A 12,976-nucleotide genomic window follows, 5' to 3' on the forward strand; every position below is an offset into this window, starting at 1 on the left:
GCTTGGGTACACCCTATGTGGCCAGAGTTGCTGATGTCACGGGTGGGACACGAGTGATTAAATAATGGTCGGTCGTCCCGGGGACTTTTCCCCGGGACGACCGACCACCGAAACACGCCAAGGCGCGGCGGCGCTAGGCCTGTTGCCGCAGCACGTTCTTTTGCACCTTGCCGGTGGAGGTCCGCGGCAGGTCCTGCGGGAAGTGGATGGTCTTGGGAACCTTGAAGCCCGCCAGTTGCATGCGGGCGTGGGCCTGCAACGCAGCCGCGTCGATCTGCGAGCCGCTGGCCCGGATCACGTAGGCAACCGGGGTTTCCCCCCATTTCTCGTCCGGCACGCCGATCACCGCCACGTCAAGGACCTCCGGGTGGCTGGCGAATGCCTGCTCAACCTCGATGGTCGAGATGTTTTCCCCGCCGGAAATGATGATGTCCTTGGCGCGGTCCTTGAGCTGGATGTAGCCGTCGGGGTGCATCACTCCCAGGTCCCCGGTGTGGAACCAGCCCCCTGCGAACGCCGCGGCGGTGGCTTCTTCGTCCCGGTAGTAGCCGATCATCACGTTGTTGCCGCGCAGCACGATTTCACCCATGGTCTCCCCGTCGGCCGGCACGTCGTTCATGTCCGGATCCACGATGCGCGCCGATTCGGCCTGGACCATGCCCACGCCCTGCCGCGAGACCCGTTGGGCCTTGGCCTCGTCGTCCAGCTCGTTCCATGCGTCCTGGTACTCGCAGATCGTGTAGGGCCCATAGACCTCGGTGAGGCCGTAGACGTGGACGACCTCGATGCCCAGTTTTTGCAGCTTCCGGATGATCGCCGGCGAGGGCGGGGCCCCTGCGGTGGTGATCCTGATGCCGCGTTCCAGCTCGTGGGCCCGGGGCGAGTCGGCGATGATCGAGCAGACCGTCGGGGCGCCGCACAGGTGGGTGACGCCGAGGTTGTCAATCGCGTCCCACACCGGTTCCTCGCGGACCGCCCGCAGGCACAGGTGCGTGCCGCCGGCCGCGGTGACGGCCCAGGGCGTGCACCAGCCGTTGCAATGGAACATCGGCAGGGTCCACAGGTATCGGGTGCGGGCGTCAAAGCCCTGGTGGAAGGCCTCCCCCATCGAGTTCAGGTAGCTGCCGCGGTGCGAATACAGCACGCCCTTGGGCTTGCCGGTGGTTCCCGAGGTGTAGTTCAGCGCGATCGGAGCCCGTTCGTCGGCAATCGCGTACCCGAGGTCCGTCCCGGTGCCGGTGGCAATGAACTCCGCGTAGGTGCCATCCACGAGGACGTCGGGCCTGCCGCCGGTGAATTCGGCATCTTGGATCTCAATGATCGCTTCCAAGGTCGGGACCTCGGCGTGCAGCGTCTCCACCGCACCGAGGAGCTCCGAGTCGGCAAAGAGCATCTTCGTTGCCGAGTGCTCCATGATGTAGCCGAGTTCGCGGGCCGAAAGCCTGGTGTTCAATGCCACGAGCACGCCGCCGGCCAGCGGGACGGCGTAGTGGGCGATGAGCATTTCCGGGATGTTCGGTGCCAGCACCGCGACGCGGTCCCCGGGCTCTATCCGCGCGGCCAGCGCCTTGGCGAATTGCTGCACCTCCGCCCCGAATTGCGCATAGCTGTAGGACCGTGCCCCGTGCACGATGGCTTCCTTGGACGGGTACACCTCCACGGAGCGCTGCAGGAATCGCAGTGGTGTCAGTTCCGAGTGGTTGGCCAGTGGTTGCACGCCCATGTGCTCCTCGTTCCGGTCGTCAGCGATAATTCCGGCCACAGCCACCAATGCGGCATGTGACGCGGGCGACAATTGCCCCGCACCAGACTAAGGCCTTGGAACCTAGTTTCACAATCCGGCATCGAGTCCCAAGCCCCTTGGGGTGCCTAGGACCCGTCGGCAGAAGCCGTTCCGCGCTGGGATTCCTGGAACGACTGGAAATGCAGGTAGCGCAGCCGTGGCACCAGTTCGTCGGCCGGCCCGTCCACCCGGATGCCGGGCACCACCAGGTTGATGGGCAGCGCGGCCACCGCCCCTGGAGCGGCACCCCACTCCCGGCGCCAGGAGTCAAGCATGGCCGCCGAGGCGGCGAAGACGATGCGCCCCAGCCCGGCCCAGCCGTGGGCGCCTGCGCACATCGGGCAATGCTCCCCCGAGGTGTAGACCGTGGCCGCGGCCCGCCGCGCGGGCTCCAGGTTGACCAACGCCCACTGCGCAATGGCCAGCTCGGGATGCGCCGTGGAATCCCCTCCGGCCACGTGGTTGCGGCCCTCGTAGAGAACAACCCCGTCTGCATCGACGAGTATCGAGCCGAAGGGCTCGTCGCCGGCCTCCAGGCCCTCTTCGGCCAGTTCAACACAGCGGGTCAGGTGGCCAATGTCCAAGCGAGTCAGTTCCATGGCCCCATCATGCGACATGGGCGTCGTTTTGCCCACCGTGGCATGCCATGGACAGGCGGAATGCACCAAAGCCATATTCGGCGTAGGCTCAACGGGAGGGCGAAAGGTTAATAATGAGCCAATCCGAGTACTTTGAAGAACAGCTGAGCAAGGTGGAGGACGATTCCGTCGCCGAGCTCACGGCATTATGTCGCAAGCTGCAGGACCAACAGCCCGGTTCCCGGGTTCCGCTCATCGATCCGGTGCACGACGTCGATGAGGCTCGGGTCATTTCCTTGCAAATCGCGCCGGGTCCCGGAACGTCTTCGGGCTTCCTGTCCTTGCGCAACGACGATCCCACCGCGGCACGGCTTGCTGCAGTCTATGAGGCTGCCGGGCTGGAGCCGCGTTTTGGCATCCCGTGGAATGTCTTTCCGTGGGAACTGCCCGAGGGTGGCACCAAGCTGACCCCGGACCAGGTCAAGGCCGGCATCCGCCCGCTGAAGGAGCTCATGCGCATCGCGTACCGCACCTCGGCGATCGTGGCCCACGGAACCGAGGCCAAGCGCCTGGTCCAGGCCTGGATCAAGGCCGGCGGCCAGCAGGTCATCAACCAGCGCGGCATCAAGATCTATGAGGTGCGTTCCACCGCGGACCGCGCCTTCCTGGGATCGGCCGAAAAGCAGCAGGCCTGGTTCGATGAAATGGTCGCCGCCTACACCGACGCCATGGCGCGGGCCGGATTGCGGCCAGCGGGCAAGTGAAGGTCCTTGTTCTCGGTGCCGGGGATCTCGGCACCGAGGCGGGGCTCCGCTTCATTGCGGCCGGCCACCGGGTCACCGCGTGGCGCCGCCGCCCCGAGCTTTTGCCTGCCTCCTTTGGCACCCGCCGGGTCGACCTTGGCGACGCCGGCACCGAGTTGCCGACCATCGATGCCGACACCGACATCGTGGTTTTCACTCCCGCCGCGCCCGACCGCAGCGAAGAGGCCTACCGGCGCACCTATCTTTCGGCCGCGCATCGCATGTTCGACGCGCTGGCACGCGACGGCGTTGACCCGAAACGCTTCCTGCTGATCTCCTCCACCGCGGTCTATGGCGACGCGGCAGGCGGCTGGGTCGGTGAGGACGCCCCGATCTCCCCGCGCACCGCAACGGCGCGGATACTGGCCGACACGGAGGCGTTGGTGCGCGAGCGAGCATCGGCGCCCATCGTCCTGCGCCTTGCAGGCATCTACGGACCCGGCCGCAACCACCTGATCACCCAGGTGCGCGACGGGGCAGCCCGCACCCCTGGAAAAACCGTGTGGACCAACCGGATCCACCGCGACGATGCAGCCTCGGCCATCGTGCACCTGTGCACCGCGGTGCGGGCACCGGATCCGCTGTACCTGGGTGTCGACCACGAGCCGGTGGACCTGGCCGAGGTGCAGCGCTTCATCGCCGCATTCCTGGACGTCCCGATGCCCGGGCCCGGGGACGCCCCGGTGAACCGCGGGGGCGACAGACGCCTGTCCAATGCACGCCTGCTGGCAACGGGGTTCCGTTTCGCGTTCCCGTCATACCGCGAAGGCTACGCAAGTGTGCTGGCCGGCGAGGGCACCCGGCACCCCTGAGCACTGCCGCCATTTTCGTGCCCGGGACGCCCGGCGTCCCGGGCACGTTTACGCTAGCTGGACCAGATGTCGTCGCCGCGCAGGGTGGCATCGGCGCCACCGTCAATGTAAATCGTCTGCCCGGTGACATGCGTGTTCTCCTCGCTCGTCAGCCACGCCAGCTGGCGCGCGATCACCACGGCCTCCGAGTGGTAATTCAGCGGCATCGGCACGTTGTCATCGGCCAACTTGCGCCCCGCTTCGGTGGCAAGCAGTTCGCGCGTCATGTTGGTGATGACGGTTCCGGGGGCCACCGCGTTCAGCGGGATGCCGGCCCCGGCCCAGGGCGCGGTGATGCATTCGCGGCGCACCCAGCGGGAGATGGCACGCTTGGACGAGGAATAGTTCATGTAGCCCTCCAGTTCCCCCCGGCTCTCCAGTTCCGCACCCAGACGAAGTGCCTCGGCCTCATCCCCGGCCAGCATGGCCTCGACAAGGGTCTCCGAATTCGCCTGCAGCGAGGCCATGGACGAAACCACTGCAACGCGCGGCGCCGCGGAAGCCGCCAGCGCCGGCAGCAGGCCTTCAAGAAATGACGTCACGCCAAAGAAATTCACCGACACGGTAAAGGCCTTCGGGGCGGAGACCCCTGCCGCGGCGATGATCGCATCGATCCTTCCCCCGCCCGCAGCCAGGGTATCGGCGACCGCGGTTTCGCGTCCCGCTGCGGTGGAGAGGTCGGCATTCACCTCGGTGTTGCGCAGGTCCACGCCAATCACCTTGTGCCCGCGCTCGCGCAGCAATTCGGCGGTTGCGGCTCCAATGCCGGATGCGGATCCCGTGACTACATACGTTCTCATGAAATATGGCCTTCCCGGAGGCCCGCGGGCGGCCAGGGCTTCTTGTCCCACGCTCGTCCCGGATGGGCCAACCTTTCCGATCCCCACGCTACGCCCGGATCCACGGTTCCAGGGGGCCGTTCACCGACAGCTGGAATGATGGCGGAACCAAAAAACCTCTGCTATGTCCGGTTTTCAAACGGCCGGAGCCATCCACGGCGAACCGGTGCCAGCCTGTCGCGTCGCCGCACGCCCCTGGCGGGATTGCCCGATGCCGTGGCCTCCGCGTCTCGCCCGCCATGCCGGACAGGGCGGAGTCTTCCCGGTCCGGTGCTGCGCCTGCGGACCTCCAGCGGGTTCACCAAGCACCACGCGACGAGCGGTTGGTGAAGAGCGATATGAACCCGCCTCCGGCAGCTGCAGCGACCTCCATTGTTCGGCGGTGAGGTCCCTCGGTGCGGGTTCCTCCAACAACCCGCCCCCGGATGCAAGAAACCCCGGTGAGCGGTGCGATCTGTTGATCCGCACCGCTCACCGGGGTTCCAGCGGCATTGCCGCCGAGGGCCTAGAAGCCCTTGCGCAGCGGGTCGAAGTGGCGTGCCACGGACGGCTTTTCCTTGCCCAGGATGCCGGCGGCGATCATCTTGCCGGTCAGCGGGCCCAGGGCCACGCCCCACATGCCGTGTCCGCCGCCAACGTGCACGCGCGGGGAACGGGTCGCGCCGACCAGCGGCATGCCGTCGGCGGTGCAGGGGCGTCCGCCGACCCATTCTTCCTTGCGGCTTTCCCAGTTGATGCCCTTGTAGACCGGGGCCGCCGCGGCGACGATGGCCTCGATGCGCTTGGGCTCCAACGGGTGGTTGGCGTCGCGGAACTCCATGGTGCCGGCGATGCGGAAGCGGTCCCCGAGCGGGGTGCAGGCCACGCGCTGGGACGGGAAGTAGATCGGGTGGGTCGGCATGACCTCGGGCTGGACGGTGAAGGAGTAGCCGCGGCCCGCCTGGACGACGACGTTCACGCCGAACTTCTTGGTCATGTCGTTGAGCCAGGCGCCGGTGGCCATGACCACGTGGTCGGCGGTGATCGAACGGCCCTCGGAGCCGATGACGGTGACCGAGCTGCCGTTGTCACGGATGTCGGTGACGTTGTAGGAACCCACGATGTCGCCGCCGCGGGCGATGACGGACTCGGCGAGGGATTCCATGTACTTCGGCGGGTTCAGGAAGCGCTGGTTCTTGATGGCCACGCCTGCAGCCACGGAATCGGAGAGGGTCGGCTCGATGGCGCGCAGCTCGTCTCCGGTGAGCAGGTCGAACTCGACGTTGCCGCCGGTCTTCTTGATCATGTCGAACTCGTGGAGCAGTCCGTCGCGGTCCTTGAGCGACTTGAAGCCGGTCAGGAACGGGTTGGCCGGCTTGGTCTTCTCGACGACGCCCGGGCCCGCGTTGGTGCCCTCGGCGATCTCGTCGAAGGCGTCCAGCCCGGTGGTGCCGAGCTCGGAGTAGATGCGCATGGCCTCCTGCCACTTCTTCGGGGTGCTGTGCCAGGTGAACCCGATCAGGAAGCGAAGCAGCTTGGCGTTGGCCTTAAGTGGAATGTACAGCGGGGACGCTGGGTCCATCATCATCTTCAGGCCGCTGGAGAAGATGGAGGGTTCGGCGATCGGCAGGGTCAGCGCCGGGGTCAGCCAGCCGGCATTGCCCCACGAAGCACCGGAGGCCACGCCGCCGCGGTCAACGACCGTGACCTTGACGCCTTCTTCCTGCAGGTACCAGGCGGTGGACAGGCCGACGAACCCGGCGCCGACGATGACAACATGCTCAGGCGTCGTTACGCTGGCCATGGTTCACACTCCATTCAAGATTTTTCTAACACTTGGGCTCAACTTTGGCGGGGAATGCGGCGCGAAGCAACGGGACTTCGTTTTTCATCGGTGACGCAGGCCACAGCACCTTGTTGTTTGCATTAAATACGGTAAAGACGATCGTTTATCATTTTTTCTGCGTCGAGTCGTTCGGAGGACGGGTTTCTGACCCGTCACGCGGTGTCTGGCCTGTCTCCATCCTCGGTTGAATCGATCACTTGCGCCAGCGCCAGGGCGCCGACCGGGGCGAAACCGTGCATGTCAACCCCGACGTTGATGCCCCGGCCCGAGACCAGGAAGGCATTGTGGACGTGACCGTGCAGTAACCATGCCCCCTCGTCACGCAACCGGAACTGCGCATAGCGGTCGCCGCCATGGGAATCCCCCGCGTACGGGAAATGGCTGAGCAGCACCTTGCGCCCCGGCACATTTTTCACCGTCGCGGGCAGCTTGACGCGTGCGAAATCCTGCACGGAGGCGAAGCCCGCATCGAGGAACTGCCGGAGGTGGCGCTGCGCCCCGATGCGCCCGGGCCAGCAGGCGTCGTGGTTGCCTGCGACCAGGTGCTTGGTGCCGTGCAGCTCGGAGACGATCTCGAGCCCGCGGGCCTTGTCACCCAGGGCCCAGTCCCCCAGCACCCAGACAGTGTCCGCGGCGCCCACCACCTGGTTCCACCTCCGGATGATCTCGGCATCCATTTCGGCGACGTCGGCAAAGGGCCTGTGGCAGGACTCGATGATGCGGGCATGTCCGAAGTGGGTATCGGAGGTAAACCAGGTGCTTCCCATTGTTTCCGCCTCTTTCCCCGCCACCCGGACGTTCCCGGCGGGTTTCAGCCCACAGGCCCACTGCGGCCATTTTGGCTCCGTGGCGTGGGTGCCCGCCTTTAGACTATTGACATGTCTTCCGTTGCACCACTGCTCAACTCCACCACACTGATCCGTGAGCTTGTCGGACCACTCAGCCTGGATCGCGGGGCGGCCTACGCAAGCCAGGGCAGGGTCCTGGACGTCAACTGGGTCGAGCCCATGGGCATCGTGCGCGCTTCGGTGTTGGGCTCCGGCGGCATGGTCTACCGCACCGCGGTCCATTCCCAGGTGCGCCACGGGCTGCTCATGCCCCAGCTGGGAATCTGCACCTGCCCGGTGGGCTCGAACTGCAAGCACGCCGCGGCCGCGCTTTTCGCCTACATGTGGGACGAGACAAACTACGAGGATCCCGATCCGCGTGCCCCGTGGGAGCGCACGCTGGACTCGCTCATCGGGGACGGCGGTGCCGCCGGGCAGGAAACCGAGCAGCGCACCCTGGGGCTTCAATTTGAGCTGCGCCCGAAGACCCTGCAGCGCTACCAGGCCTCGGCCATGGCCAAGATCAAGGACGGGACCATCCCGCACACCTCCAAGCTGGAGTTGCTGCTGCGCCCGGTCCAGCTCAACGACAAGGGCCGCTGGGTCTCGGGCAACCTGGCCTGGCAGCATTTCCGCTACACCCGCACCGGCGGCATCCCGACCCTGCCCTTCGACTACTCCTACGACCCGGACCAGGTCGAGTGGTTCTGCACGCTGCTGCAGCTGAACTCCTTTGTCGCGTGGAACGGGACCCACCTGTCGGCCAGCGATTTCCTGACCCCCATGGTGTGGAACCACCTGGCACGGGCCGCGGCGCTGGGCATCGAACTGCGCGGCCAGTCGGCAAAATCCTCGGTCCGGGTGCACGATCCGGTCGCGGTCCGCACCGACATCGCCTCCGAGGGCAAGAAGCTGCGGATCCGTCCCTCGGTCGATGTGCTGCCGCCGGACTTCGACAGCGACTTCCTCGGCGCCGTGGCCGACCACGGGGTCTTCTGGTGGGACACCACCGAGGGCATGAAGAACGTGGACCTGCACCTGGCGCCCTCCCGCGCCAAGCTCCCCGCATTGGTCACCGGCCTGCTGGCCACCGACAAGAAGGTCACCATCCCGGCCAACGGGCGGGAAAACTTTGAGCAGGAGTACCTGCCCAAGCTCGCCAAGGCCTCCGAGCTCTCCTCGATCGACCACTCCGTCGAGGTGCCGACCTCGCTGGAACCAGTCATGCTGCTGCGCGTCGAGCACTTCGCCGGCCAGCAGAACCCGGTCCGCAAGCAAAAGAAGGACGAAACCTCGGTCCCGGGCATCAACCTGCATTGGGGCTATTCCTACGGCAACCACCAGGTGCCCCTGGAGCTGGTGGCGGGAACCGAACGCAACCCCAAGGCCGAGCTGGCCATGCAACGCGAAGTCGCCGCAGCGATCGCCTCTTTCCCCCAGGCCTATGCCGATGCCTTCGCCAATCCGCAACGCAACGTTGCCGCCACCCGGGTCGCACCGCGCCTGCATGGCGTCGCGGCGGCACGGTTCATCACCGAGGCGCTGCCGGCATTGCAGGCCCTGGAAAACCTGCGGGTACACATCGACGGCGAACAGCCGGAGTTCGAGGAACTCACCTCCAACCCGCTAATCACCATCTCGACCGAGAACACCGAAACCAACGACTGGTTCGACCTGGGCGTCGAAGTCGCGATCGACGGCAACAAGGTCCCGTTCACCGAGCTCTTCCAGGCACTGGCGCACGGCGATGAATACCTGATGCTGCCCGACGGCAAGTACTTTGCCCTGGACCGCCCGGAATACGAGCAGCTGCGCCGGCTCATCGAGGAGGCCCGCGCACTGTCGGACGCCACAAGCGACGGCACCATACGGATTTCCAAGCACCAGGCCTCGCTCTGGGAAGACCTCAAGGACATCGCCACCAACGTCGAGGCGTCGGCCGCGTGGAAGCACTCCACCGAGGGACTGAGCAACATCCTCGAGGTCGACCACGCCCCGCTGCCGGCCGGCATCGACGCCACGCTGCGCCCCTACCAGCTCGAGGGCTTCGAATGGCTCTCCTTCCTCTACGACAACGGGCTGGGCGGGGTGCTCGCCGACGACATGGGACTGGGCAAGACGCTGCAGACCCTGGCGCTGATCCAGCACGCCAAGGACAACCACGACGAGTCGACCGGAAAGATGCCGCCGTTCCTGGTGGTGGCCCCGACCTCCGTGGTCTCCAACTGGACCGCCGAGGCGGCACGCTTCGCCCCGAACCTGCGCAGCGTCTACATGACCGAGACCGTGCGCCGCGGCGGGGTCCCCGCCCACGAGATCGCCGCCGAGGTCGACATCATGATCACCTCTTACGGCCTGTTCCGCATCGACCAGGACGAATACGCAGCCACCAGGTTCTCCGGGCTGATCCTGGACGAGGCGCAATTCGTGAAGAACCCCGCCACGCAGGCCTCCAAGCAGGCCCGCGACTTCCCGACGCCCTTCAAGCTCGCGATCACCGGCACCCCCATGGAGAACAACCTCTCCGAGCTCTGGTCGATGTTCGCCATTGCCGCCCCGGGGCTCTTCCCCGCACTCAAGCGCTTCGACGAGACCTACCGCAAGCCCATCGAGAAGGACGGCGACAACGAGGCCCTCAAGCGCCTGCGCCGCCGGATCCGCCCGCTGATGCTGCGGCGCACCAAGGAACTGGTGGCCACGGACCTGCCCGAGAAGCAGGAGCAGATCCTGGAGCTCGACCTGGCGCCCAAGCACCGGGTCATCTACCAGCGGCACCTGCAGCGCGAACGCCAGAAGGTGCTGGGCATGCTCGAGGACATGGACAAGAACCGCTTTGCGGTGTTCTCCTCGCTGACCAAGCTGCGCCAGCTGTCCCTGGATGCCTCGCTCATCGACGAGGAGTACGCCTCCGTTCCCAGCAGCAAGCTCGACGCCCTGCTCGAGCAGCTCGAGGACCTCACCGCCGAGGGCCACAACGCCCTGGTCTTCAGCCAATTCACCTCGTTTCTGTCCAAGGCCAGCGACCGGCTCACCGAGGCCGGGATCGAGCACGCCTACCTGGACGGCTCGACCACCAAGCGCGCCAAGGTCATCGAGTCCTTCACCTCCGGCAAGGTCAAGGTGTTCCTGATTTCGCTGAAGGCCGGCGGGTTCGGCCTGAACCTCACCCAGGCCGACTACTGCTTCCTGATGGATCCGTGGTGGAACCCGGCCTCGGAGAACCAGGCCGTGGACCGTGCCCACCGTATCGGGCAGAAGCGCAACGTCATGGTCTACCGGATGGTTTCCAAGAACACCATCGAGGAAAAGGTCATGGCGCTGAAGGACAAGAAGGCCAAGCTCTTCACCGCGGTCCTCGACGACGATGCCGCCTTTGCCTCGGCGATCAGCGCCGACGACGTTCGCTCGCTCTTCGCGGATTAGCACGGAGCCGGAAGGCACCACCCAAGTAGCACCCAGAATTTTCCAAGCCCAGAGGGGGACGACACCAACATGTCGAAATCAAAATCCGCCGGCACGCCACGCAGCGGGCACCCGGGACGCAACCCAAGCGCCGGCGCCTCCAAGTTCGAGGACCAGGTCCGCACGGCCATGCGGCCCTACGCCGCGCAATTGCGTGCCTTCTTCAACCAGCGCCACACCCCGGACGACTCCGAGGCCGGCGTCGAGGGCCTGGTCACCCTGCTGACGGTCCATGCCCGGCTGCGCGGGAAGGTGGCGGTGTCCGAGCTCGACCATGACGCGCTGGCCATCCAGTTCACGGACCTGCGCGAGCTTGGCGACGAGGTCGCCGTCGCGTGCGCCGCCATGCTGCGCGAGTTCATGCTCTTTTTGGCCGAAACCGGCCGTTGGAGCGGAGAGGTGGAGGAATTCAAGGCCGTCTTCGACCTGCTGTCGGCCCAGGGCGGCCAATCCCCCGTTGTGGTTCACGAGCTTGACGAAGCCAGCGCGGACGAGCGCTGGGCCAAGCTGCCGATGGTGGCCACGGCTCGGGCTTTGCTGGCCTGGGTGGGTGAGGGCCGCGAGGTGGCAGAGGACGGATTGCTGCTGCCCACCGACCTGGTTTCGGCCGCCGCGGCCGTCGGGCTCGAGGTCCGCCTGGACCCGGAATCCGAGGATGCACGGCCGGGCTGGGTGCCCGAGGCCGGATCCTCGGTTGCCACATTGGCTCAGCTTCCGAAACTGGGCACCTATTGGGATGCGCTGTTGCGTGCCGGGGTACTGAGCTTCCAAAAGGGAAGGGCACTTCCCAACCCGGTGGTGGCCGAGGCGTTGAACGCCGATTCGGGATTCAGCGCCCGCGGGGCGAAGGACCTGGTGGCCGAGGGACTCTACGCCCACATCCTGCTCAATGCCGTGGGTCCGGATGCGGACCACACCGTCACGCAGATGACCGCCGCGTTGCTGGCCAAGGCCGGATCGGCGAATCCCCCGCGCACCGAGGCAGCCTTTTCGATTCCCGCAGCCGGGGAGCTGGAGCCGGAACAGGCCCACCTGCAGCCGCTCTTCGCAAAGACCGTGCCGGCCGCCGAGGCCCTGCTGCGTGCCGCCGAGGCCGAGGGACTCGTGCGCATCGGCAAGCACATCCGCGTGCCGCGCGTGCTTCGCGCCCCGCTGTAACGTGCGCTGACCCGGGTGGCCGAAGAGGTCTTGGCCTAGGTTCCAATGCTTAACGTCGTGGGGCGGTGAAGATGCCTGGCATCTTCACCGCCCCACGACGTTCTTGCTTCGGGCTTGGCCGGATGTCTAGATGCTGGTGGTTGCCACGTCGACGTCCAGGCGCGGCAGGCGATCGAACCACGGGTTCTCGCCGGGGGCGCCCACGTTGACGATGAGGAACGCGTGGTTGGCGGAGTCCGCGTTGATGACCGAATCCACTCCGGCAGCGTCGAAGCCGCCCATCGGGCCGGCGTGCAGTCCGGCCGCGCGAACGGCCATGATGAAGTAGCCGGCCTGCATCCAGGCATTGTTCTTGGCGATTTCGGCGCGCGAGGCGGCATCCTGGTCGAACATGGCCTTGCGCTCGGGAGCGTGGGGGAAGAACACCGGAAACTGTTCGTGCCAGTCGGCGTCGTAGCTAAGCACCGCAAGCGCCGGGGCGGCCAGGGACTTGGCCCGGTTCCCTTCCATCATCTTGGCGACGACTGCCTCGCGGGCCTCGGCGCTCTTGACCCAGGTGATGCGCAGCGGCTGGTTGTTCATCATCGTCGGGCCCATTTTGGTGAGCTCGTAGATGGCATCGAGGGTCTCGTCGGCCACGACTTCCTCGGAGAAGGTGTTTGCGGTGCGGGCTTCAAGGAAGAGCTTGTCTGCGGTGTCGGCATCGATCGACAGTTGGTCGTACACGGTTGCGGCGGTTTCAACGCTCATCTGGGGGTGTTCTCCTTGCGGTTCTTCGGCGGCTTCCTACCAGGCAGAACCGCCACAGCCACGGGAAGCATTCCCTCGGGGCCTGTGAAGCGCATCACCC

At 66.2% G+C, this 12,976-nt stretch carries 10 protein-coding genes; 4 read left to right on the forward strand and 6 right to left on the reverse strand.

Annotated features, from left to right (window positions below; translation table 11 throughout):
* Positions 1–133 precede the first annotated feature (133 nt).
* The gene (locus tag JOF46_RS00690; protein ID WP_209905563.1) at positions 134–1,723 is read right to left on the reverse strand and encodes a long-chain-fatty-acid--CoA ligase; all 1,590 of its coding nucleotides are present in this window, start codon (positions 1,721–1,723) and stop codon (positions 134–136) included.
* Positions 1,724–1,869: 146 nt separating this feature from the next.
* The gene (locus tag JOF46_RS00695) at positions 1,870–2,382 is read right to left on the reverse strand and encodes a nucleoside deaminase (protein WP_209905564.1); all 513 of its coding nucleotides are present in this window, start codon (positions 2,380–2,382) and stop codon (positions 1,870–1,872) included.
* Between the two features lie 113 nt (positions 2,383–2,495).
* On the opposite strand from JOF46_RS00695, the gene JOF46_RS00700 reads away from it, so the two are divergent.
* The gene (locus JOF46_RS00700; RefSeq protein WP_209905565.1) at positions 2,496–3,125 is read left to right on the forward strand and encodes a uracil-DNA glycosylase family protein; all 630 of its coding nucleotides are present in this window, start codon (positions 2,496–2,498) and stop codon (positions 3,123–3,125) included.
* The gene (locus JOF46_RS00705) at positions 3,122–3,976 is read left to right on the forward strand and encodes an NAD-dependent epimerase/dehydratase family protein (protein ID WP_209905566.1); all 855 of its coding nucleotides are present in this window, start codon (positions 3,122–3,124) and stop codon (positions 3,974–3,976) included. Before JOF46_RS00700 ends, JOF46_RS00705 begins: the two co-directional genes overlap by 4 nt.
* A 53-nt stretch (positions 3,977–4,029) precedes the next feature.
* Here the strand turns inward: JOF46_RS00705 and JOF46_RS00710 are convergent, their stop codons facing one another.
* From JOF46_RS00710 to JOF46_RS00720, 3 genes are all read right to left on the reverse strand, one after another.
* Positions 4,030–4,815 (reverse strand): SDR family oxidoreductase, encoded by a 786-nt coding sequence (locus tag JOF46_RS00710; RefSeq protein ID WP_209905567.1) that lies wholly within the window; start codon positions 4,813–4,815, stop codon positions 4,030–4,032.
* A 544-nt stretch (positions 4,816–5,359) separates the two neighbouring features.
* A complete protein-coding gene (locus JOF46_RS00715; RefSeq protein ID WP_209905568.1) occupies positions 5,360–6,637 on the reverse strand; it encodes an NAD(P)/FAD-dependent oxidoreductase in 1,278 nt (425 codons plus the stop codon).
* A 194-nt stretch (positions 6,638–6,831) separates the two neighbouring features.
* Positions 6,832–7,446, reverse strand: a complete 615-nt coding sequence (locus JOF46_RS00720) for a metallophosphoesterase family protein (protein ID WP_209905569.1) — start codon at positions 7,444–7,446, stop codon at positions 6,832–6,834.
* Between the two features lie 111 nt (positions 7,447–7,557).
* On the opposite strand from JOF46_RS00720, the gene JOF46_RS00725 reads away from it, so the two are divergent.
* Together JOF46_RS00725 and JOF46_RS00730 are read left to right on the forward strand one after the other, a co-directional pair.
* A complete protein-coding gene (locus JOF46_RS00725) occupies positions 7,558–10,929 on the forward strand; it encodes a DEAD/DEAH box helicase (RefSeq protein ID WP_209905570.1) in 3,372 nt (1,123 codons plus the stop codon).
* A 69-nt stretch (positions 10,930–10,998) separates the two neighbouring features.
* A complete protein-coding gene (locus tag JOF46_RS00730) occupies positions 10,999–12,126 on the forward strand; it encodes a hypothetical protein (protein ID WP_209905571.1) in 1,128 nt (375 codons plus the stop codon).
* A gap of 126 nt (positions 12,127–12,252) precedes the next feature.
* Here the strand turns inward: JOF46_RS00730 and JOF46_RS00735 are convergent, their stop codons facing one another.
* A complete protein-coding gene (locus JOF46_RS00735) occupies positions 12,253–12,876 on the reverse strand; it encodes a malonic semialdehyde reductase (protein WP_209905572.1) in 624 nt (207 codons plus the stop codon).
* Between the last annotated feature and the right edge of the window lie 100 nt (positions 12,877–12,976).

The organism is Paeniglutamicibacter psychrophenolicus (assembly GCF_017876575.1).
Taxonomy (GTDB): Bacteria; Actinomycetota; Actinomycetes; order Actinomycetales; family Micrococcaceae; genus Paeniglutamicibacter; species Paeniglutamicibacter psychrophenolicus.